Origin of the sequence: Herbaspirillum camelliae, from assembly GCF_001929405.1 — a bacterium.
In the GTDB taxonomy this organism is placed as follows: Bacteria; Pseudomonadota; Gammaproteobacteria; order Burkholderiales; family Burkholderiaceae_D; genus Herbaspirillum; species Herbaspirillum seropedicae.
Map to the genome: position 1 here is coordinate 2,609,106 of NZ_KV880769.1, position 22,615 is coordinate 2,631,720.

Consider the following 22,615-nt stretch of genomic DNA (forward strand, 5'->3'; position numbering starts at 1 on the left):
TATCGAAGGCGCGCCTGCAGCAAGCTTGGGAGCGCCTTCGATACGGCCCAGGGGCCTACTCAGTCCGAACGGCCGCGTTGATTCTATGAGTAGTCGATTTGATTTTAAGGAGATGATGTGACCACCAAGACCACCCCCTTGCCCGCAGGCTTGCAGGGCTTTTCGCTGGAAGGCAAGCTGTCGCTGATCACCGGTTCTTCCGGCGGCATCGGCCTGGCGCTGGCGCGCGGCATGGCCCAGGCGGGCGCGGCCATCGTGCTCAACGGGCGCGATGCCGGCAAGCTGGCCAGCGTAGCGGCGCAGTTGCGCGCCGAAGGCCATACCATCCATGCATCCAGTTTCGACGCCACCTCCTCGGAGGACGTGAAGGCCGCGGTGCAGAAGATCGAAAGCGAGATCGGCCCCATCGGCATCCTGGTCAACAATGCCGGTATCCAGCGCCGCAATCCGTTGGAAGAGTTCAAGGAATCGGACTGGCACGACCTCATCAATACCAATCTCAACAGCGTCTTCTACGCGGCGCAAGCCGTGGCGCGCCACATGATCCCGCGCGGGGCTGGCAAGATCATCAACATCTGTTCGGTGCAGAGCGAGCTGGGCCGTCCCAACATCGCGCCCTATACCGCCACCAAGGGCGCGGTGAAGATGTTCACCAAGGGCATGGCCATCGACTGGGGCAAGTACGGCATCCAGGTCAATGGCCTGGGCCCAGGCTACTTCAAGACCGAGATGAACATGGCCCTGGTCAACGACGCCAAGTTCACCGACTGGCTGGTGGGTCGCACCCCGTCGCGCCGCTGGGGTGACGTGGAAGACCTGGTCGGCGCGGCCGTGTTCCTGGCCAGTGATGCTTCCCGCTTCGTCAATGGCCACATCCTCTACGTGGACGGCGGCGTGACGGCCACCTTGTAAATCATTTAGCTCATTTTCGGAGAAGACCATGCAACAAGGCCTCGTCATCCATGCGCCGCACGACCTGCGCATCCAGGCACTGGACACCGGCGCACTGCAGCCGCAGCAACTGAAGGTCAAGGTCAAGGCCGGCGGCATCTGCGGCTCGGACCTGCACTACTACCACCACGGCGGCTTCGGTGTGGTGCGCATCAAGGAGCCGATGGTGCTGGGCCATGAAGTCTCGGGCCAGATCGCCGAAGTCGGTTCGGCCGTCACCGACATCGCCCCCGGCACGCGCATCGCCATCTCGCCCAGCCGCCCCTGCGGCGTCTGCAAGTACTGCCAGGAAGGCAAGCAGAACCATTGCCTGGACATGCGCTTCTACGGCAGCGCCATGCGCACGCCGCACGTGCAGGGCGCGTTCCGCCAGGAAATCATCATCGAGCGTTCGCAAGCCCACGTGGTGGCCGACCACGTCAGCGATGGCGAAGCCGCCATGGCCGAGCCGCTGTCGGTGGCGCTGCATGCGGTGCGCCGCGCCGGCCCGCTGGTGGGCAAGCGTGTGCTGGTGACTGGCTGCGGTCCCATCGGCGCCCTGGTGGTGGTGGCTGCGCGCCGCGCCGGGGCGCTGGAAGTGGTGGTTACCGATGTGGCCAGCATGCCGCTGCAGGCGGCCTTGCAGGTGGGGGCGGACAGTGCCATCAACATGGCCGAGACGCCCGATGCCTTGAAGGCCTATGCCGCCGACAAGGGGACCTTCGATGTGCTCTTCGAGGCCAGCGGCAATGAGCGTGCGCTGGTGGGCGCGCTGGAAGCCCTGCGCCCGCAGGCCATCATCGTGCAGGTCGGCCTGGGCGGCGACATCCAGTTCCCGGCCAACCTGCTGGTGGGCAAGGAGCTGGAGTGGCGCGGCGCCTTCCGCTTCCATGAAGAGTTCGCCATGGCGGTGGAGCTGATGAACCGCAAGCTGGTGGATGTGAAGCCGCTGATCACGGCGACCTATCCCATTGCCCAGGCGGTGGAAGCCTTCGAGATCGCAGGCGACCGCTCGCGCATGATGAAGGTGCAGATCAGTTTTGACTGAATCGGCACAGTGGCCCTGACACGGGGCTGCTGCGAGGGGTTCATGAAAATGCCGTCCGCAGTATTGCTGGGCGGTATTTTTTTTGCCTGCCTGAAGAAGGGGGCCTGCGGCATTGATTGACAAGCCCTGCTGCGCGCTATAAGTTCGTGGCCAACTCTGCATGGCGCGGCGTTGAGGGGCGCGCGCCATCTCAAGCAGCCACCGCAACACCTCTGGGGAGAGGAATCCATGTCCAGGCCTGGGCTTCGTACGCTGTCCGTCGGACAGCGCTTGTCGGTACTGATCCTGCTGGCCTTGCTGGGACTGGTCGCCACGGCGGCTGTGAGTTTGCGCCAGATCGAAAACGTCTACACGGCGGCCAATTACGCCCAGGTCAACACGGTGCCCAGCGTGACCACGCTGGATGACGCGCAGGCTGCCTTCAACGCCATCCAGGGGCGCATCTATCAATACCTGGTCAACCTCGACCCGCGCGACCGCAGCCGCCTGATCAAGGAGATGGACGTGCAGCGCGCGCGCATGCAGCGGCATCTCCAGACCTACGCCGATGCCTACATCACCGACGAGACCGATGGCGCCATGCTGGCCGATGACCGCGCCCACATCGCCGCCTTTGAAGAGGTGGTGCGGCGGCTGCTCGCGGTGGCCGAAGAGGACCGGGTCGAGGATAGCCTGGGCCTGAGCGTGCTGGAATTTCGCGCTGCCATCGATACCGTGCAGGCCAGCTTTGCGCGCCACCGTTCCTACAACATCGCGCTGGGCGACGCCAGCGCATTGAGCGCCCGCGAGATCATCAGCCATGCGCTGGAGGCGGTCGCGCTGGTGGCCGGCGGCGTGCTGCTGATCCTGCTGGGGGCGGGATGGTTGCTCACGCGCACCCTGCTGCGGCAGATGGGCGGCGAACCGGGCGATGTGGTGACGGTGATGCAGCGCCTCTCCGATGGCGACCTGGTGCAGACGATCACGCTCAAGTCCGGTTGTCGCGACAGCATGATGCACGCCATCCAGAAGATGATGACGCGCCTGGCTCAGGTGGTGGGCGAAGTACGCGGCAACGCCGACGGCCTGGTCAGCACCGCCGAGGAAGTCAGCGCTACCGCGCAGTCCCTCGCGCGCGCCTCCACCGAGCAGGCCAGCGGCGTGGAACAGACCAGCGCAGCGCTGGCGCAGATCCACGCCTTGGTGCAGAGCACTGCGCAAAACGCCAGGCTGACCGACCAGATCGCCGCAGCGGCGGCGCTGGAGGCGCGCCAATGTGCAGAAACGGTCAAGCAGATGGTGGCGGCCATCCAGCAGATCGCCGGCAAGATTGCCGTCATCGATGACATTGCCTACCAGACCAACCTGCTGGCCCTGAACGCCACCATCGAAGCCGCGCATGCGGGCGAGCACGGCAGCGGCTTTGCCGTGGTGGCGGCCGAAGTGCGCCGCCTGGCCGAGCGCAGCCAGTCTGCGGCGCAGGAGATCGACGAAGTCGCCCGCGCCAACGTGACCCTGGCCTGCGCTGCCGAGCGACAGCTCAGTGACATGGTGCCGACCATCACCCGCACCTCGGTGCTGGTGCAGGACATCGTGCAATCGTCCGAGCAGCAGTCCGCTGCCGTGAGCCAGATCAGCACGGCAGCCAGCCAGCTGGCCCAGGTGATCCAGCAGAATTCGCTGAGCTCGGAAGAGCTGGCTGTGACCTCCGAAGAACTCAATCGCCGCGCCTTGCTGCTGCAGACGGCAGTGGGTTTCTTCCAGTGCCAGCTGGTGCGGGGGATGCAGGCCAGGCTGGCGTAGTGGTGCGGGCGCCGGGGGGGCGTGACCAAGACCTGGCCGACGCGGGTAGGGCGTCCAATGCGTCGGGATTGCTCTTCAAAAGCTCAATTATTCACCTATAGTTTTCTCACCACATTGTAAGATTGCCTATAGACAATCTTTATCTGACTCACTAGACTTGCCCTCGCAGACATCGGGGGAGTCTGTTTTTTCCATTCGACGCCGCTCACCGCGCGCATGTCTTGGCGAAAGAACGAACTTCGTCTGCCATTCCCGCTTTCTCCAGTTGCTGATTGCTCCGCGCGCGGTGGCAGGGGATCGCTTTCACTTTTTTCGACGAATCAGAACATGCAGATGCAGACCAAGTTGAAACATATCGCTCTGGCGGCCCTCCTTGCACTCAATGGATGCGCCAGCCCATCCGACAACAAGACGGCTGCCGCCACTGCCGCGCCGGCGCCAGCCAAGACATCGGCGGTCACCTCGCCCACCCAGGCAGCTGGCGCTGCCGCGCCAGCGGATGCACCGGTAGCGGCGGTCTCCACTGCGACGGTGGTGGCGCCTGTGCCGGTGGCATCGGCCAAGCCGGACCCGGCCATGGCGGCAGAGCCCAGGTTGGGGGTGCTCTACACCACCTCGTTCATCGATGGTTCGCGCCTCAAGGAAGTGCCGGAAGAAGTGCTGATCGTGCGTCCCAAGAATACCCAGAACACCGTGGCGGCCCAGGTGGCCCTGAACATCTTCATGTTCGCCCTGGGTGGGGGAATGGCGGTCAACACCTTCAGCAAGGATGATCTCAAGGGCGACAAGATCGAGGACGTGAAGGACCGCAACCGTGTGCGCAATCAGGTCGCCTCCGGTTTCACCGCGCAGTTGAGCCGCGCCCTCAACACGGCGCTGCAATCACAGCCTGAGATGAAGACGGCGACCTTCAAGCAGCGCGTCATGGTGGCAGGCGGCAGCGCCAAGCTGGTCTATGAAGCCTTGACCGGCGAGCAGGCCGATCTGTACAAGATGAGCACCAACCTGAGCGTCTACAAGCGCAAGGAAAGCGCGGGCATGCTCACTTTCAGTCCCTACGTCGAGGTCTCCTGCAACCGCACGTCGGAACAAGCCCTGCCGCTGGATCAGTGGGCCAAGGATGACTACGCACAAGTCGAGCAATGGATGGCCGAGACATTTGAACAGTGCAGCAACAAGGTCGTCGGGGCGTTGCCGGATCTGCTGGCAAGCTGATCGCCGGAACACGCGGGATGCAAAAAGGCCGCATCGTGGATGAGCACGATGGCGGCCTTTTTTTATGCGGAGGTTGCGGCGTCCCCGGACAGGCAACGCACGGAACGCCTGTCGATCAGCGCAGCGCGTCGACGATCTGCTCCAGCTTGACCGCATCAGCAGCAAACTGACGAATGCCTTCAGCCAGCTTTTCGGTGGCCATGGCGTCGGCATTCAGGGCCAGGCGGAAGGTCTTCTCATCCAGGGAGATGCGTTCGATATCGGCGGCGTCAGCCGCTTCCTTGCTCAGCTTGCGTTCCACCGGGGCATCGCTGTCGGCGAGCTTTTGCAACAGGTCGGGGCTGATGGTCAGCAGGTCGCAGCCGGCCAGTTCGACGATCTGCGAGGTATTGCGGAAGCTCGCGCCCATCACTTCGGTGGCGTAACCGAACTTGCGGTAATAGTTGTACACCGCCTTGACCGATTGCACGCCCGGATCATCGCTGCCGGTGTATTCCTGGCCGGTGGACTTCTTGTACCAGTCATAGATGCGGCCCACGAAGGGCGAGATCAGCTGCACACGGGCTTCGGCGCAGGCGATGGCTTGCGGCAGCGAGAACAGCAGGGTCAGGTTGCAGCGGATGCCGTCCTTCTCCAGGATCTCGGCGGCGCGGATGCCTTCCCAGGTGGAGGCGATCTTGATCAATACACGCTCGCGGGCGATGCCGGCTTCTTCGTACAGGCGGATCAGTTCGCGGCCCTTGGCGACCGTGCCTTCCGTGTCGAAGGACAGGCGCGCGTCGGTCTCGGTGGAGACGCGGCCCGGGATGAGTTTCAGGATTTCCAGCCCGAAGGCGATCAGCAGGCGGTCGATGATCGCATCGGTGCTCATGCCGGCGTGGGCCTTGACAACGGATTCCAGCAGCGGCTTGTACTCGGCCTTCTGCACGGCCTTCAGGATCAGCGAGGGATTGGTGGTGGCGTCCTGCGGGGCGAAGGCCTTCATGGCCTGGAAGTCGCCGGTGTCGGCCACGATGGTGGTGTATTGCTTCAACTGTTCAAGCTGGCTCATGGGAAATCCTGTTGCTAAGTTGGAAGAATGAATGGTTCAGCATTGTACGCAATCGCGGCGGCTTGTCTGTCGGGCAATGGCTGACACTTGACCTCGCGCAGCCGCAGCTGATGCCTCGTCAGCGGAAGAAGGAATCGAATTGCATGTCGAACTTCTGCAGCGACTTCTGGGCGTTCTGCATCTTCTTGCGGAATTCCGGACCGCGTCGCAGGGCCAGTCCCACCGCAAGGATGTCGATGACCACCAGGTGCGCCAGGCGCGCCGAGATGGGGGTATAGGGGTCGATGTTGAAGGACAGGTCGATGGGCACCAGCACCGTGGCCAGTTCGGCCAGGGGCGTACCCGACGGGCCCAGCACGATGATGTCGGCGCCGCCCTTGCGGGCCAGCTGGATCGAGCGCAGCAGGGCGGCATTGCCGCCGCGCTGCGAGATCGCCACCACGCAGTCGCCGGCTTTCAACAGCGAGGCGGCAATGCTGTGGATGTGCGGGTCGGAATAGGCCACCGTGGGCACGCCCGAGCGGAAGAACTTGTGCTGGGCGTCGTTGGCCACGATACCGGAGGTGCCTTGGCCGTAGAACTCGATCTTGTTGGCCCGCGCCAGCACGTCCAGCGCCAGCTGGATGGCGTCCGGATTGAGGTGGTTGCGCAGGTCCAGCAGGGTATTGATGGAGCGGCTGCAGATCTTGTTGACCAGGTCGGCGGCCAGGTCGTCCTGGGCCAGGGTTTCGTCGGCGCCGGGCAGGGCCAGGGCCAGGCTCTGCGCCAGTTTCAGCTTGAAGTCATGCCAGCCCTCGTAGCCGATGGCGCGGCAGAAGCGGATCACGGTCGGTTCCGACACTTCCGCGTTCTTGGCCAGCGCCGTCAGGTTCTCCGCCAGCGCCAGCTGCGGATTGGCGAGGATGGTCGCCGCCACCTTCTTCTCCGACTTGGAGAGGGAGTTGATGTGGGTGCGGATGGAGTCGAGCAGCATGGACATGATGGCCTATCGGTCTATCGGTCTAGCGGACTGGCGCAGCCGGCCTCAGACTTCCGGCAGCGCTTCTTCGCGCCATTGCAGGCCGTCGCGGCCGATCAGGGCGCTGGCCGCTGCCGGGCCCCAGGTGCCGGCGTTGTAGGGGACCGGATCGGCCTCCTGCTGGTCCCAGTGATTGAGGATGGGTTCGACCCATTCCCAGGCGGCTTCCAGCTCGTCGCTGCGCATGAACAGGGTCAGGTGGCCGCGCAGCACGTCCAGCAGCAGGCGTTCGTAGGCATCCATGCGCGGGGTCTTGAATTTCTCACGGAAGTCCAGTTCCAGCTCCACCGGACGCAGACGCATGCCATCGCCGGGCTGCTTGGCCATCAGGTTCATGTGCAGGCCTTCGTCGGGCTGCAGGCGGATCACCAGGCAGTTGGGCGTGTCGTTCTGATGCGCGAAGATGGAGTGCGGCACGCTCTTGAAGCGCACCACGATCTCGGCCAGCGAATCGGCCATGCGCTTGCCGGTGCGCAGGTAGAAAGGCACGCCGGCCCAGCGCCAGGTGTCGATCTCGGCCTTGACCGCGACATAGGTCTCGGTGCGCGATTCGGGATTGGCGTCGGCTTCCTTGCGATAGCCCGGCACGGCCACGCCATTGACGTGACCGGCGCGGTACTGGCCGCGCACCACGTTCATGGCCAGCGTGGTGGGGGTAAAGCGCTTGAGCGAACGCAGCACCTTGAGTTTTTCATCACGCACGGCATCGGCCGAGTTGGACACCGGCGGCTCCATGGCGACGATACACAGCAGTTGCAGCAGGTGGTTCTGCAGCATGTCGCGCAGCGCGCCGGAGGTGTCGTAGTAGTCGAAGCGGCCACCCACGCCGAGCTCTTCGGCGATGGTGATCTGCACATCCGAAATCCACTCACGCCGCCACAGCGGTTCGAACAGCACATTGCCAAAGCGCAGCGCCAGCAGGTTCTGCACGGCTTCCTTGCCGAGGTAGTGGTCGATACGGAAGATCTGCGATTCCTGGAAGTAGCGTCCGACTTGCGCGTTGATGTCGCGCGCGCTGGCGAGGTCGCGGCCCAGCGGTTTTTCCAGCACCACGCGCGAAGCGGGCGTCACCAGGCCGCCCTTGGAGAGGTTCTCGCAGATGGAGGCGAACAGGCTGGGCGGTGTGGCCAGGTAGAACACGCGGGCCAGGCCTTCGGTGTCGCGCAGCGCTTCCTTCAGGTGGACAAAGCTGGCGCCCTCCTTGGCATTGACCGAGGCGTATTGCAGGCGGTTGCAGAAGCGCTCCCAAACAGCCTTGTCCAGATTGGCCGCCGGGACGTGGGGTTTGGAATCCTTCTCGACGATCTGGATGAATTCCTCGCGGGTCTTTTCATCGCGGCCCAGGCAGACGATGCGCGCCTCGGGCGGCAGGTCGCGTGCGCGGTCGCGGGCGTACAGGGCGGGCAGCAGCTTGCGCATCGACAAGTCGCCGGTGCCGCCAAACAAAACCAGATCGAAATCGGAAATAGCCATGGTGTGGATTCTCTTGTCTCTTGTGCGTCGTCTTCGTTGATCAAGGCGCGGCGTGCCGCTGCGCTCTGCTACATGTCCAGTACTACTGTGTTCTGCTGTCTTGCCTGCCGCGCCAGCGCGATGAGGGCGTTGGTGGAGGCGTCATGCAAGGCCGGGTTGGGTTCGCTGCGCAGCTCGCCGTGGATGGTCTTGGCCAGCACCTTGCCCAGCTCCACGCCCCATTGGTCGAAACTGTTGATGCCCCAGATCGCGCCTTGCACGAAGGTCTTGTGCTCATAGAGCGCAATCATGGCGCCCAGCGCATGCGGGCTCAGTTCGGGCAGCAACAGGGTATTGCTGGGACGGTTGCCGTCGAAGGTTTTGTGCGGCAACAGCGCGGCGAGTTCCGCAGCGTCCACGCCCTGGCGTTCCAGGTCGGCGCGCACCTCATCGGCCTGTTTGCCGCGCATGAAGGCTTCGGACTGGGCGAAGCAGTTGGCCAGCAGCACCTCCTGGTGCTCATCAATACCATGCGAAGGCTTGAGCACGGCAATGAAATCGATGGGCGTGACATCGGTGCCCTGGTGCAACAGCTGGAAGAAGGCGTGCTGGCCGTTGGTGCCGACGTCGCCCCAGATGAAGGGACAGGTGGCCACCCCCACCGGTGTGCCGTCGCGGGTGATGCGCTTGCCGTTGCTCTCCATGTCGAGCTGTTGCAGGTAGGCCGGGAAATAGCGCAGCCATTGGTGGTAAGGGGCGACCGACAGCGATTCGCTGTTGAAGAAGTTGCGGTTCCAGATGCCGATCAGGGCCTGGATGACGGGCATGTTGGCTTCCAGCGGCGCTTCGCGGAAATGGCGGTCCATTGCGTGGGCGCCGGCCAGGAAGGCCGAAAAATGCTCAAAGCCGATCAGCAGCGCAATGGGCAGGCCGATGGCCGACCACACCGAATAGCGTCCACCCACCCAGTCCCAGAAGGGGAACATGTTGTCGGGGTCGATGCCGAAGGCTTCCACCTCGGCGGCATTGGTGGAGACCGCCACGAAGTGACGCGCCAGATCGGCTTGCTGGCCATGGCGCAGGAACCAGGCCCGCGCCGACTTGGCGTTGAGCATGGTCTCCTGGGTGGTGAAGGTCTTGGAGGCGACGATGAAGAGAGTGGTCTCGGGATCGACGCGGGAGAGCACCTCATCGAGGTCATGGCCGTCCACGTTGGAGACGAAATGCGTGGTGAGCCGTGCGTGGCGGTAGTTGCGCAGGGCCGTGCAGACCATCTGCGGGCCGAGGAAGGAGCCGCCAATGCCGATGTTGACGATGTCGGTGATCTCGCGTCCGGTGTAGCCGCGCCAGGCGCCGCTGCGCACGCGCTCGGAAAATTCGCGGATATGCTCCAGCACCGCATGAACCTCCTGGCTCACAGGCTGTCCGTCCACTTGTGCGTCACAGGCCTGGGCCGGTGCGCGCAGGGCCGTGTGCAGCACGGCGCGATGTTCGGTAAAGTTGATCTTCTCGCCCCGGAACATGGCTTCGCGCAGCGCTTCCACGCCGCGCTCGCGCGCCAGGCTCATCAGCAGCGCCAGGGTCTCGGACTCGATGCGGTTCTTGGAATAGTCCAGCAGCAGACCGGCCGCGCTTACATGCATGCGCTCGAAACGGTCGGGCTGTTGCGCGAAGAGGTCGCGCATGTGCCAGGTGACGGCCTTGGCATGATGGTGTTGCAAGGCCTGGAAGGCGGCCGTGTCGGTCAGTGCAGTGGTATGCATGGTCTGGTGTCGGTTGGCGGTCGGGCCGGGCCTGCGGACCAGGCAGCTGCTTGCTGGCTGGCAAGGATGGGCGGTCGGCCGCGAGTCTTGGTCTTTCTTGGTGCAACGATTGGACTATACATCATTTTCGTCAAAATGGTAATTTCACTACAGTTTATGACGGCGTCGTTACATCCGCGTACCAACTCTGCTGCAGCCCGGCAATCCAGACTGATACGGCTTTTTGCGCAGATTTTGTAAGGCCAATGAAAAAACGCACGGTGGCGGCATGTTGCAGTGCTCTAAGTGTATGATTTCATTCATTGAAAATTGTGTAGTAAAATTACATTGTTAACGCTAACAGGAACCCGACAATGCCTCTCAACGCTACCTTAGCCAGCGTCACCCAACGCATCGCCGAACGTAGCCGTCCCTACCGGACCGCTTACCTCGAACGCCTGGAAGCGGCCCGCCGCAAGGGCGCACAGCGCGGCGCGCTGGCCTGCACCAACCTGGCCCACGGCTTCGCCGCCTTCCCCGCCAACGACAAGCTCAAGCTCAAGGAAGACAAGGCGCCTTCGCTGGCCATCGTCTCGGCCTACAACGACATGCTCTCGGCGCACCAGCCGTTCGAGCGTTTCCCCCAGATCATCAAGGACGCCGCCCGCGAAGCCGGCGCGGTGGCCCAGTTCGCCGGCGGTTCGCCGGCCATGTGCGATGGCGTCACCCAGGGCCAGGCCGGCATGGAACTGTCGCTGTTCTCGCGCGACGCCATTGCCATGGCCACCGCCATCGCGTTGTCGCACAACATGTTCGACGCTGCGCTCTACCTGGGCGTGTGCGACAAGATCGTACCGGGCCTGTTGATCGGCGCGCTGCACTTTGGCCACCTGCCGGCCGTGTTCGTGCCGGCCGGTCCCATGACCAGCGGCATGAGCAACAGCGACAAGGTCAAGATCCGTCAGCTCTACACCGCCGGCAAGATCGGCCGCGCCGAGCTGCTGGAAGCCGAATCCAAGTCCTACCACGGCGCCGGTACCTGCACCTTCTATGGCACCGCCAACAGCAACCAGATGCTCATGGAAGCCATGGGCCTGCACCTGCCGGGCGCGGCCTTCATCACCCCCAATACCCCGCTGCGCGATGCGCTGACCGCGGCGGCCGCCAAGCAGGCCGCCAAGATCACCGACCTCGGTACGCAATACACCCCGGTGGGCCGCATGATCGACGAAAAGTCCATCGTCAACGCCATCGTCGCACTGCACGCCACCGGCGGCTCCACCAACCACACCCTGCACCTGGTGGCCATCGCCAAGGCGGCCGGCATCGTCATCGACTGGGACGACTTCGACAGGCTCTCGGCCGTGGTGCCGCTGATCACCAAGATCTATCCCAACGGCACCGCTGACGTGAACCACTTCCATGCAGCCGGCGGCACTGGCTTCGTGCTGCGCGAGCTGATCGATGCCGGCCTCATGCATGACGACGTCACCACCATCCTCGGCCAGGGCCTGCGCCAGCACTGCAAGGAACCGATGCTGGCCGCCGAGGGCGAGAATGGCCGTCCCGGCATCGTCACCTGGCACGACGCCCCCGCGCAGAGCGGTGACGAGGGCGTGCTCGGTACGGTGGCCAAGCCTTTCGCCGTGGACGGTGGCTTGAAGCTGCTGCAGGGCAACCTGGGCCGCGCCGTCATCAAGATCTCGGCAGTCAAGCCCGAGCACCGCGTGGTGGAAGCGCCCGCCGTGGTCTTCCATTCGCAGGAGGCTTTCATGGCCGCCTTCAAGGCCGGTCAACTCGACCGCGACTTCGTGGCCGTGATCACCTTCCAGGGGCCGCGCGCCAACGGCATGCCCGAGCTGCATGCGCTCACGCCAGCGCTGGGCATCCTGCAGGACAAGGGCCGTCACGTGGCGCTGGTCACCGATGGCCGCATGTCGGGCGCATCGGGTAAAGTACCGGCAGCCATCCACGTCACACCCGAAGTGCTGGGCGGTGGTCCGCTGGGCCGGGTGCGCGATGGCGACATCATCCGCCTCGATGCCGAGGCCGGCACGCTCGAAGCCAAGGTCGACGCCACCGAATGGGCGGCACGAAGCCAGGACAGCAGCGATCTGTCGGGCAACCAGCATGGCATGGGCCGCGAATTGTTCAGCCTGTTCCGCAACGCGGTGGGAACCGCAGAAGAGGGCGGCGCCACCTTCGGCCTGCCGCCGATTTTTGAGAAAGAGAAAGTCACGGTATGAAGACCACACTGGAAATCATGCGCGCCTCGCCGGTCATCCCGGTGATCGCCATCGACAAGTTCGAACACGCCGTGCCACTGGCGCGCGCCCTGGTCGCAGGCGGTATCCGCGTGCTGGAAATCACCCTGCGCACCGAACACGGCCTGCCGGCCATCCGCGCCATTGCCGAGTCGGTACCAGACGCCATCGTCGGCGTGGGCACGCTGACCTCGCCCGAAGAGTTCACCGCGTCGCGTGATGCGGGCGCGGTCTTTGGCGTCTCACCGGGCCTCACACCCGCGCTGATCGAAGCCGCCAAGCGCAGCGGCCTGCCCTTGCTGCCGGGTGTGATGACGCCCTCCGAAGTGATGGCGGCGCGCGAAGCGGGTTTCCGTCAGTTGAAGCTGTTCCCGGCCGTGCCGGCGGGCGGCGTGGGCATGCTCAACGGCATCGCCGGTCCCTTGGCCGACGTGTCCTTCTGCCCGACCGGCGGCATCACGCAAGAGACCGCGCCGCAGTTCCTGGCCTGCAAGAACGTGGTCTGCGTGGGCGGCTCCTGGCTGACCCCCAAGGCCGCCATCGAGGCGGGTGACTGGGACAAGATCACCGAGATCGCCAAGGCGGCCAGTGCATTGAAGAAGGCTTGACGGTTGCGCGGCGGCTGCGTAACGGTTGTTTGATGGCTGTTTGATGGTTAATTACGCAGATGCAATGACTACCGTTCGTACTGAGTAGCGGCATCGCCGCGTATCGAAGGCGCGCTGTCGATACGTCGCCTGCGCTGCGACGCAATCCGAGCGGGCGGTGGATGCAGAAAAGAAAAGGGCGGTACCGATGATGATTCGGTACCGCCCTTTTTCATGCGCAAGACGGGATTACTTCTTGCCCGCCAAGGCTGGTTCCGCAGGCGCCTGCGCCTGCTGCCTGAGCCTGTAGGCCAGCACCAGCAAGACGATCCCCAGCACGATCATCGGTACCGACAGCATCTGCCCGGCCGAGATGGTGATGCCGCCGAAGTGCACCTCATAGTCCGGCACGCGGAAATACTCGGTGAAGAAGCGCGCGCAGCCATACAGCAGCGAGAACATGCCCGCCACCGCCATGCGCGGACGGGAGTGGCGCGAGAAGATCCACAGGATGATGAACAGCAGGATGCCATCGACCAGCATCTGGTAGATCGGCGAGGGATGGCGCGGGATGTTGTCCACATTGGGCCAGATCATGGCCCAGGGCAGCGAGGGATCGGCCGGACGGCCTGGCAGCTCGGCATTGATGAAATTGCCCAGGCGGCCCGCGGCGTAGCCCAGCGGCACCATCGGGGCGATGAAGTCCATGATGTCCATCAGGTTGCGGCCGCGCTTGCGGCCCCACAGGTACATCGCCAGCAGCACGCCCAGGAAACCGCCGTGGAAGGACATGCCGCCCTTCCAGACCGCGATCATGTCGGCCGGATGGGCAAAGTAATAGGCCGGGTTGTAGAACAGGATCTCGCCCAGCCGCCCGCCCAGCACCACCCCGAGCACGCCATAGAAGAGCATGTCGTCCAGGTCTTCCTTCTTCCAGCCGACGGCGGCGATGTGCGGCTGCTTGATGCGCAGGCGGCCCAGCGCGATGAATTGGGCGAAGGCCAGCAGGTACATCAGGCCATACCAGTGGACGGCCAGTGGCCCGATGTGGACGGCGATCGGGTCGGGCATGGGGTGGACGAGCATGAGTTTGATCTTTCTGTTGTTGGGCGGGACGGCGATTGGAACGCGGCGGGCAGCGCAAGTTCGCGCAGTACTTCCCGGCGCGCGGGAGGGGTGCTTCAGGCCGGTTCGTCCAGCAGTTCCAGCAGCGCCCGCAGGACGCTGGAGGGACTGTCGCGCCGCCAGGCCAGGCTGGTCTGGATGGCCGGGGCCGGGTCGCTCAGCCGTCGGTAGTCCACACCCGGGCGTTTCAGGTTCGACACGGATTGTGGCACAAGCGCCATTCCCATGCCAGCCGACACCAGACCGACGATGGTCTGCATCTGGATGGCCTCCTGGCCGATATGGGGCGTCACCCCGGCATCGCGGAAGCACGACAGGATGGTGTCATGGAAGGCCGGCGCGATGCGGCGCGGGAAGATGATCAGCGGCAGCTCGCGCAGGCTCTTGAGCGACACCGGTCCGCGCTTTCTGACCGCGCCCTCGGGCAGCGCCGCAATCAGCGGTTCGGACAGCACCGGCCGCACCTCCAGCAGGGCGGCGGCCTTCTCCGGCAGCGGCGGCAGCAGCAGGCCAGCGTCGATCTTGCCTTGCAGGAGGTCTTCCAGCTGGACGTCGGTGGTGGCTTCGCGCAGTTCGATCTGCACTTGCGGATAGCGTGCCCGGAAACGCTGCAGCAGCGGCGGCAGGATGCTGTAGTCGGCGCTGGAGATGAAGGACAGGGACAACAGCCCCGAGGCTCCACTGGCGGCGCGCCGCACCAGGTCGGGCAGGGCCGCGGCCTGCTGCAGCAGGCGCTGGGCTTCCGGCAGCAGGGCCGCGCCTGCCGGGGTCAGCGCCACGCTGCGCTTGGTGCGCTGGAACAGCGGCGTGCCCAGCAGTTCTTCCAGCGCGGCGATGGTCTGCGACAGCGGCGGCTGGGTCATGTGCAGGCGGGCTGCGGCGCGGCCGAAGTGCATCTCTTCGGCGACGGCGGCAAAGTAGCGCAACTGGCGCAGTTCCAGGCGGGGCAGGTCGGACATGGCTGATATCGGATCCGAATCAATCGGGCTCTCATGATATCCCTGCGCGATATCAAGCGGCAAGCCGCCGCGCTGGCGGGATGATCGCGCAGGAGATTTGATCTATGACAGATATACGTTCGGGCAGATAGTGGCGGTCCGGGGAAGCCGGGTAGAATAGCCCCGCCTGCGAAAGCGGCGGCTAGACCCTTGCCGCAGGCCCGTCGTTCACCGCTAGCTGAGGAGCCTCCATGAAATACCTGTTGTTGATCGCCACCCTGGTGGCCGGTTCGGCCATTTCCGCCGAAGCCATGGCCAATGCACAACTGGCCAAGTCCAAGAATTGCATGGCTTGCCACTCGGTGGACGCCAAGATCGTCGGTCCCGCCTTCAAGGAAGTGGCCAAGAAATACGCCGGCCAGAAGGATGCCGAAGCCAAGCTGACCCAGAAGGTGCTCAACGGCGGCGGCGGCGTCTGGGGCGCAGTGCCGATGCCGGCCAACAAGGGCCAGGTCAGCGAGGCCGAAGCGCGTGAGCTGGTGAAGTGGGTGTTGACGCTGAAGTAAGTGATCGGCGTTGTGAGGTAAGACGAAAAGGAGACCGAGGTCTCCTTTTTTCATGCACAGAGCTTACTTCAACCACTCCTTGATCCGCCTTCCCAACACCTCGCAACTGATCCCATAACGATCATGCAAGGTCGGCAGCGCGCCGGCATCCAGGAAGGCGTCCGGCAGGCCAGCCAGTTGGAAGCCGGCCGGCTGCACGCGGTGGCGCATCAGCGTGGTGGCGACGATCTCGCCCAGGCCGCCGACCACCGAATGGTTCTCGGCCACCACCACCAGGCGGTTCTTCTTCTTGACCTGCTCCACCACCGTGGCTTCGTCGAAGGGCTTGATGGTCGGGCAGTGCAGCACGGCCACGCTGAGCTTGTCGGCTTCCAGCGCCTTGGCCACTTCCAGCGCGCGCATGGTCATGAAGCCGCTGGAGATGATCAGCACATCATTGCCGTCGCGGATTTCCTTGGCGCGGCCCAGCTCGAACCGGTAGTCGTATTCATCCAGCACCAGCGGCACATTGCCGCGCGCCAGGCGCATGTAGACCGGACCCTGGTGCGCGGCGATCTGCGGCACGGCCTGTTCCAGGTCCAGTGCATCGCAGGGGTCGACGATGGTCATGCCGGGGATGGCGCGCATCATCGCCAGGTCTTCGGTGGCCTGGTGGCTGGGGCCGTAGCCGGTGGTCAGGCCCGGCAGGGCGCAGCAGATCTTCACGTTCAGGTTTTCTTCGGCAATCACCTGATGGATGAAGTCATAGGCGCGCCGGGTGGCGAAGACCGCATAGGTGGTGGCGAAGGGCACCAGCCCTTCCTTGGCCATGCCGCCGGCGGCGGCCATGAGCAACTGTTCGGCCATGCCCATCTGGAAGAAGCGCTCGGGATAAGCCTTCTGGAACAGGTGCAGGTCGGTGTACTTGGCCAGGTCGGCGGTCAAGCCCACGATCTCGGGGCGGTCGGCGGCATAGTCCACCAGCGCCTTGCCGAACGGGGCCGCCTGCACGCGCTGCCCCTCGGCGGCGATGGAGGCGATCATGGCCGAGGTGGTCAGGCGCGGTTTCTTCTCTGCGACGGTGTTCATGCTTGGCTTCCTTGTTGATAAGACTGGTCGAGGATGGACAGCGCCTGCTGCCATTCGGGCGGATCGACACGGATGAAGTGGTTCTTCTCGCGCTGTTCCAGGAAAGGCACACCCTTGCCCATCAGGGTGTCGAACAGGATCACGCGCGGCTTGGCGTCCTGCAGGTTGCGGGCGTTGTCGAAGGCCTGCACCACGGCGGCCAGGTCATTGCCATCGACGCGCTGCACGTACCAGCCAAAGGCCGCCCATTTGTCGGCCAGCGGCTCGAAGCCCATGATCTTGCCGGACGGGCCATCGGCCTGCTGGTTGTTGATATCGACCAGGCAGATGAGGTTGCCCAGCTGGTGGTGCGCCGCGCCCATGGCGGCTTCCCAGGTCGAGCCTTCGTCCAGCTCGCCATCGGACATGGAGTTGTAGACGAAGGCCGGGTTGTTGTTGTAACGCAGGCCCAGCGCCATGCCCACGCCGATGGCCAGGCCCTGGCCCAGCGAGCCGCCGGAGATTTCCATGCCCGGCGTATAGGTCGCCATGCCCGACATGGGCAGGCGGCTGTCATCGCTGCCGTAGGATTCCAGCTCTTCATCGGGGACGATGCCGGACTCGATCAGCGCGGCATACAGGGCGATGGCGTAGTGGCCGTGCGAGAGCAGGAAGCGGTCGCGACCGCTCCACTCGGGATCATCCGGGCGCAGTTGCATGGCGTGCTTGTAGGCCACGGCCAGCACATCGGCCCAGCCCAGCGCCTGGCCGATGTAGCCCTGGCCCTGGACCTCGCCCATGCGCACGGCATTGCGGCGGATGCGGTATGCGCTTGCGCGCAGGTTTGCCAACTTGTCAGACATTGCGAATCCTTGCTTGTGGATGAGTGTGTTCGGAAAGATCAGAGGAAACCGATGGAGAACCACGGCACGAAGGCCACGATCAGCAGGCCCACCACCAGCGCGCCCAGGTAGGGCCAGATGCGCTTGACCGCCACGTCGGGATGCACGCGGCCGATAGTGCAGGCGGCGTAGTAGCCCAGGCCGAAGGGCGGCGCGAACAGGCCCACGCCCATGGAGAGAATGATGACCATCGCGTAATGCACCTCATGCACGCCAATGGCCTTGGCCACCGGGAAGAGCAGCGGCGCGAACAGCACCATGGCGGGGATACCCTCCAGCACGCTGCCCAGCACGATGAAGGCCGCGATGGACACCAGCAGGAAGCCATACTTGCCGCCCGGCACGCTGGTCATGGCGTCGGCCAGCGCATGCGAGAAGCCCGACTGCGTCAGCGCCCACGACATGCCGGTGGCCGTGCCGATGATGAACAGGATCGCGCCCGACAGGGCCGCGGTATCGACCAGCATCGGATAGAGCCGCTTCCAGTCGAACTTGCGGTAGACCAGCAGACCCGCCACCACGGAATAGGCGATGCCGATGGTGGAGACCTCGGTGGCCGTGGCCACGCCTTCGACCACGGCAGTGCGGATCAGGATCGGCAGCAGCAGCGCGGGCAGGGCAATGATGAGCGTGCGCAGCACCACGCGGCCGGGCGCGCGCTGGATGCCTTCGAGAATCTCGGCACTGCGCCAGCGCGCCAGGATCGCCAGCAATACCGCCAGCACGATGCCCGGCATGATGCCGCCGGTGAACAGCGCCGCAATCGATACCCCGGCCACCGAACCGATGGTGATCAACACCAGCGAGGGCGGAATGGTCTCGGCCATGGCGCCGGAGGCGGCCAGCAGCGAGATCAGCTCACCCTCGTGATTGCCACGGCGCTTCATCTCCGGCAGCAGCACCGGGGCCACGGCCGCCATGTCGGCGGTCTTGGCGCCGGAGATGCCCGACACCAGCAGCATCGCACCCAGCAACACATAGTTGAGGCCACCGCGCACATGGCCCAGGAGCGAGGCCAGAAAGTCCACCATGGCCTTGGCCATGCCGGTCATTTCCACCAGATGGCCCAGCAGGATGAACAGCGGCACCGCCAGCAGGATCAGCGAAGACATGCCTTCATCGAAACGTCCGGCCACCACCGCCAGCGGGCTGGTGGTCACGGTCAGCATGAAGGCCACCGTCGCCAGACCAAAGCAGAAGGCGATGGGAATGCCCAGCAGCACCGACACCGCCAGCACCAGGCCGAAGAACACCACCAGGTTCCAGTTGCCGATGGCCTGCAGCCAAGACGAGCCGAGGTACATCGCCCCGGCCACCACCGCCAGCAGGGCCAGGACGCCGACCAGGTCCACCAGCTTCTGGCGCGAGATGCGCAGCAGCGAGAGGGCGATCATCAGCGCCGCACCGACGGCCACGGCGGCGGCGCGCACGGTGTTGGGCCAGCCCAGCGCTGGAGTCTGCACGAACATTTCGTCTTCGGCGTATTCCCACATCGGATGCATCAGGATCAGCAGCATCACGCACGGCGCGATGATGGCCAGGGCTTCGGCCCAGGCCTTGCCGCGTTCGCTCATGAAGCCCACCAGCACGGTGGTGCGCATGTGGGTACCCCGGCGCAGGGCCACGGCGGCGCCGAGATTGGCCAGCCAGAGGAAGAGGATGGAGGCCAGTTCATCGGCCCAGGGGATGGGGTTGTTGAAGATGAAGCGCATGATCACGCCCGCCAGCAGCACCGCCACCTCGCCCACCACCAGCGCCGCGGCGGGGATCTCGATGGCCAGGCCCAGCCAGTGTTCCAGGCGCGCAGCCAGCGAGCGCTCATCCGCCACCGGTTGCTCCAGCGACAGAGCGCTCATCCCAGACTCCCTACGCTGTTCTGCAACAGCTTCCAGGCGTCATCGCCGAACTTGGCGCGCAGGTCCTTGTAGAAGCTGCCTCGGGCCAGCGCTTCCTTGAAGGAATTCTTGTCGGCTTCGATGATCTGCACGCCCTTGCCCTGCAGATCGTTGCGGGCAAAGCCGGACAGCGAGGCAATGTCGGCGCGTTCGTCGGTGGCGGCCTTGTCCAGTTCGCGGCGCACGATTTCCTGGATGTCCTTGGGCAGTTTTTCGAAGGCGCGGCGGTTGCCCAGGATCCAGTAGGCATCCCAGACGTGGTTGGAGATGGTGCAGAACTTCTGCACCTCGTACAGGCGTGCGGTGCTGATGATGGCTAGCGGGTTTTCCTGACCTTCGACCAGCTTGGTCTGCAGCGAGGAATAGACCTCGTTGAAGTTGATCGGCGTCGGGCTCGCGCCCAATGCGCTGAAGAGCGAAGTCAGCATCGGTGCGGCCGGTACGCGCAGCTTCAGGCCCTTGAGGTCGGCGGCGGTCTTGATCGGCTTGGTCGAGGTGGTGATCTGGCGGAAGCCGTTGTCCCAGGGCTTGGACATGGTCAACAGGCCGACCTTCTCGATCTGCGCGCGCACGTAGGCGCCCAGCGGGCCATCCATGGCTTTCCAGACTTCCTTGTAGTCGTGGAAGGCGAAGCCGGTGTTGACGATGCCCGCCGCCGGCACCAGGGTGGAGAGCACCACGCTGGCCTGGTTGAAGAATTCCACGCCGCCATTGCGGATCTGCGACATCAGGTCGGTATCCGAACCGAGCTGGTTGGCCGGGAACAGCTTGATGTCCAGGCGGCCGCCGGTGGCTTCGCGGATACGGTCGATGGCCTGCTGCGCACGCTTGTTGACCGGGTGCGACGGATCCTGGCCGGTGGCGAACTTGTAGTTGAACTCGGCCGCATTGGCCGGACGGCTCATGATGGAAAACAGCGGCAGCGCCGCGCCGACGGCGCCGGCCTTGAGCATCTGGCGGCGGCTCAGGGTGGTCTTGCCGGGTTTGCTGTTGTCTTGGGTCATCTCTGGTCTCCTGTTTGTTCTGATATCGGGAAAGATGCCGGGCAGGCCGGCGTGCGCGAGCATTAAGCTGTGTTTAATGAATCAGCATTCCACCATTAACGTCCAGCGTGATGCCGGTGCAGTATTGCGAGAGGTCGCTGCCCAGGAAGATGCAGGCGCCGCCGATGTCGTCGGCACGGCCCAGGCGCGCCAGCGGAATGGTCTCGGCGATCTCGGCCTTCTTTTCTTCGGTGAGCTTGCCCTTGATGATGTCGGTGCCGATCAGCCCCGGGGTGATGCTGTTGACGCGAATACCTTCCGGACCGAACTCGCGCGCCATGGCGCGGGCCAGGCCGAGGACGCCGGCCTTGGCCGCCGAGTAGTGCGGACCGCCCAGGATGCCACCGCCGCGCTGGGCCGACACCGAGGAGATGCAGATGATGGAACCGTTCTGCTGCGCGCGCATGGCCGGCAGCACCGCCTGCGACATGTAGAGCGTGCCGCGCAGGCTGACGTCGAGGATGCGGTCGTAGTCGGCGCCGGTGATCTCCAGCGTCTTGACCGGCTGGGTGATGCCGGCATTGTTGACCAGGATGTCGATGCGGCCGAACTGCTGGAGGATGGCCGCCGCTGCCGTGTCGCAGGAAGCCTTGTCGGTCACGTCGGCCACCAGGCCCAGGTGCTGGCTGCCGATGCGCGCAGCGGCAGCCGCCGGATCGGCCTGGGCCAGGTCCAGCACCACCACGCGGGCGCCTTGTTCGGCCATCAGGCGCGCCGTGGCGTAACCCAGACCATTGATTCCTGCACCGCCGGTGATGACGGCAACCTTGTCCTTGAGCAGCATGTCGTGTTCTCCAGATGTTTGCGTTGATAGGCGGAACACCGGAGACAAAGCGGGTGCGTGTCTGCGCCAGGCGCAGCATGCGTAGGGGGCGATGCAGCCGCCAGGCGGTGCACCGTTGTCTCCGTTTTTGTTCTGATGCGCATGGTCGGACTTTCCTCGCCTGACGACAAGCGAAGTCTCGTCATGTTAAAGTGACGGATCATCATCTTAGCTGCAGAGCCCGCCCATGGCCGTTCTCCCGCCCCTGCCCAACCTCCAGGCCTTCGAAGCGGTGGCCCGGCGCAAGAGTTTTGCGCTGGCCGCGGCCGAACTGCATCTGACCGCCTCGGCGGTGAGCCATCAGGTGGCGCGGCTGGAGTCTTACCTGGGCATCCGGCTGTTCGAGCGCAGCGCCCATGGCGTGCGCATCACCACGGCGGGAGAGGCTTACCTGGCGCGCATCCAGGGCGCGATCTCGGCCATCACGGCGGCGTCCATGGATGTGCGCCAGGGCGTCAACAACACGCTCTACATCCATTCCGCGCCCAGCATCGCCAGTCTGTGGCTGATGGCGCGCCTCAATGATTTTGCGCGCAGCTATCCGGAAATCACCTTCAATCTGTCGGCGGCGCACTCGCAGAGCAATTTCGAGCTGGGCGAGGTGGATATCGATATCCGCTATGGCATTCCCAACTGGCCGGGGCTGGTGGTGGAACCCTTGTTCGAAGAGTGCATCGTGCCCCTGGCCAGCCCCGCCTTCATCCGTGAATACCGGCTCAGGAAGCCGGCTGACCTGCTGGGCGTGAAACTCATCCGCAGCAATGTCAGCGTGGTGCAGTGGGCCGACTGGTTCGGGGAATTTGCGGACGTGCGAGCGCCCGAGCAGTTTGCGGTACGGTTCGACCGCGCGCAGATGTCGCTGGATGCGGCCACGCAGGGACTGGGCGTGGCGCTGGAGAGCGCCACCGTGGCGGCGCGCCACATCGAGGAAAAGAAACTGAAACCCATCTTCGGACTGGAGCGCGCCATCAAGGTCAAGGCGCACTTCGCCGTCTATCCGGCCCACCATGCACGGCGGCCGGCGGTGGCGGCGTTCCTGGAATGGCTGCGGGAGCAGGCCGATGGGCAGGGGTGAGTGGCCCTGCAATCCGCATAACGTTCGACCTGAGCCATCCTTTGGCGCTGTATCGAAGTCTGTCCTGAGGCTGTTGATCGGGTGCGGACGGCGCGCCTTCGATACGGCCCCT

Annotated in this window: 19 protein-coding genes; 8 read left to right on the forward strand and 11 right to left on the reverse strand. The window is 64.6% G+C overall.

Going from position 1 to position 22,615, the window contains the following annotated elements; genetic code table 11:
* Positions 1-117: 117 nt before the first annotated feature.
* From BGK68_RS11575 to BGK68_RS11590, 4 genes are all read left to right on the forward strand, one after another.
* Positions 118-912 carry an SDR family NAD(P)-dependent oxidoreductase gene (locus BGK68_RS11575; RefSeq protein ID WP_075257222.1) on the forward strand — a complete coding sequence of 265 codons (795 nt, stop codon included), beginning with the start codon at positions 118-120 and terminating at the stop codon, positions 910-912.
* 28 nt (positions 913-940) lie between these two features.
* On the forward strand, positions 941-1,978 hold the full coding sequence (locus BGK68_RS11580) for an L-idonate 5-dehydrogenase (protein ID WP_075257223.1): 1,038 nt from the start codon (positions 941-943) through the stop codon (positions 1,976-1,978).
* A gap of 228 nt (positions 1,979-2,206) precedes the next feature.
* The gene (locus BGK68_RS11585; protein WP_198937192.1) at positions 2,207-3,760 is read left to right on the forward strand and encodes a methyl-accepting chemotaxis protein; all 1,554 of its coding nucleotides are present in this window, start codon (positions 2,207-2,209) and stop codon (positions 3,758-3,760) included.
* A 345-nt stretch (positions 3,761-4,105) separates the two neighbouring features.
* The gene (locus tag BGK68_RS11590) at positions 4,106-4,975 is read left to right on the forward strand and encodes a hypothetical protein (protein WP_143433027.1); all 870 of its coding nucleotides are present in this window, start codon (positions 4,106-4,108) and stop codon (positions 4,973-4,975) included.
* A gap of 115 nt (positions 4,976-5,090) precedes the next feature.
* On the opposite strand, the gene tal is transcribed toward BGK68_RS11590, so the two are convergent.
* The 4 genes from tal to pgi form a co-directional block, all read right to left on the reverse strand.
* The gene (gene tal / locus BGK68_RS11595) at positions 5,091-6,026 is read right to left on the reverse strand and encodes a transaldolase (RefSeq protein ID WP_075257225.1); all 936 of its coding nucleotides are present in this window, start codon (positions 6,024-6,026) and stop codon (positions 5,091-5,093) included.
* A 118-nt stretch (positions 6,027-6,144) separates the two neighbouring features.
* On the reverse strand, positions 6,145-6,999 hold the full coding sequence (locus BGK68_RS11600) for an SIS domain-containing protein (RefSeq protein WP_034310514.1): 855 nt from the start codon (positions 6,997-6,999) through the stop codon (positions 6,145-6,147).
* A 51-nt stretch (positions 7,000-7,050) separates the two neighbouring features.
* Positions 7,051-8,517 carry a glucose-6-phosphate dehydrogenase gene (zwf, locus tag BGK68_RS11605; protein ID WP_075257226.1) on the reverse strand — a complete coding sequence of 489 codons (1,467 nt, stop codon included), beginning with the start codon at positions 8,515-8,517 and terminating at the stop codon, positions 7,051-7,053.
* Positions 8,518-8,585: 68 nt separating this feature from the next.
* Positions 8,586-10,259, reverse strand: a complete 1,674-nt coding sequence (gene pgi / locus BGK68_RS11610; protein WP_075257227.1) for a glucose-6-phosphate isomerase — start codon at positions 10,257-10,259, stop codon at positions 8,586-8,588.
* A 353-nt stretch (positions 10,260-10,612) separates the two neighbouring features.
* Between pgi and edd the strand changes: the two genes are divergently transcribed.
* The gene (edd, locus tag BGK68_RS11615) at positions 10,613-12,484 is read left to right on the forward strand and encodes a phosphogluconate dehydratase (protein WP_075257228.1); all 1,872 of its coding nucleotides are present in this window, start codon (positions 10,613-10,615) and stop codon (positions 12,482-12,484) included.
* Complete coding sequence (locus tag BGK68_RS11620) at positions 12,481-13,110, forward strand: bifunctional 4-hydroxy-2-oxoglutarate aldolase/2-dehydro-3-deoxy-phosphogluconate aldolase (RefSeq protein WP_069373241.1); 630 nt, start codon at positions 12,481-12,483, stop codon at positions 13,108-13,110. Before edd ends, BGK68_RS11620 begins: the two co-directional genes overlap by 4 nt.
* A 228-nt stretch (positions 13,111-13,338) precedes the next feature.
* On the opposite strand, the gene lgt is transcribed toward BGK68_RS11620, so the two are convergent.
* The gene (gene lgt, locus BGK68_RS11625; RefSeq protein WP_075257229.1) at positions 13,339-14,175 is read right to left on the reverse strand and encodes a prolipoprotein diacylglyceryl transferase; all 837 of its coding nucleotides are present in this window, start codon (positions 14,173-14,175) and stop codon (positions 13,339-13,341) included.
* Between the two features lie 95 nt (positions 14,176-14,270).
* The gene (locus BGK68_RS11630) at positions 14,271-15,173 is read right to left on the reverse strand and encodes a LysR family transcriptional regulator (protein ID WP_075257230.1); all 903 of its coding nucleotides are present in this window, start codon (positions 15,171-15,173) and stop codon (positions 14,271-14,273) included.
* A gap of 230 nt (positions 15,174-15,403) precedes the next feature.
* Between BGK68_RS11630 and BGK68_RS11635 the strand changes: the two genes are divergently transcribed.
* A complete protein-coding gene (locus tag BGK68_RS11635; protein WP_013233132.1) occupies positions 15,404-15,718 on the forward strand; it encodes a c-type cytochrome in 315 nt (104 codons plus the stop codon).
* 63 nt (positions 15,719-15,781) lie between these two features.
* On the opposite strand, the gene BGK68_RS11640 is transcribed toward BGK68_RS11635, so the two are convergent.
* The 5 genes from BGK68_RS11640 to BGK68_RS11660 all read right to left on the reverse strand — a co-directional run bounded on the left by BGK68_RS11640 (position 15,782) and on the right by BGK68_RS11660 (position 21,389).
* On the reverse strand, positions 15,782-16,786 hold the full coding sequence (locus BGK68_RS11640) for a transketolase family protein (RefSeq protein WP_075257231.1): 1,005 nt from the start codon (positions 16,784-16,786) through the stop codon (positions 15,782-15,784).
* Complete coding sequence (locus tag BGK68_RS11645) at positions 16,783-17,628, reverse strand: transketolase (RefSeq protein WP_075257232.1); 846 nt, start codon at positions 17,626-17,628, stop codon at positions 16,783-16,785. Before BGK68_RS11645 ends, BGK68_RS11640 begins: the two co-directional genes overlap by 4 nt.
* Before the next feature lie 38 nt (positions 17,629-17,666).
* Positions 17,667-19,523: a TRAP transporter large permease gene (locus BGK68_RS11650; RefSeq protein ID WP_075257233.1), complete on the reverse strand. Its 1,857-nt coding sequence runs from the start codon at positions 19,521-19,523 to the stop codon at positions 17,667-17,669.
* Positions 19,520-20,566: a TRAP transporter substrate-binding protein gene (locus BGK68_RS11655; protein WP_075257234.1), complete on the reverse strand. Its 1,047-nt coding sequence runs from the start codon at positions 20,564-20,566 to the stop codon at positions 19,520-19,522. Before BGK68_RS11655 ends, BGK68_RS11650 begins: the two co-directional genes overlap by 4 nt.
* Before the next feature lie 73 nt (positions 20,567-20,639).
* Positions 20,640-21,389: an SDR family NAD(P)-dependent oxidoreductase gene (locus BGK68_RS11660; protein ID WP_075257235.1), complete on the reverse strand. Its 750-nt coding sequence runs from the start codon at positions 21,387-21,389 to the stop codon at positions 20,640-20,642.
* A gap of 226 nt (positions 21,390-21,615) precedes the next feature.
* On the opposite strand from BGK68_RS11660, the gene BGK68_RS11665 reads away from it, so the two are divergent.
* Positions 21,616-22,503 carry a LysR substrate-binding domain-containing protein gene (locus tag BGK68_RS11665; RefSeq protein ID WP_075257236.1) on the forward strand — a complete coding sequence of 296 codons (888 nt, stop codon included), beginning with the start codon at positions 21,616-21,618 and terminating at the stop codon, positions 22,501-22,503.
* Positions 22,504-22,615 lie beyond the last annotated feature (112 nt).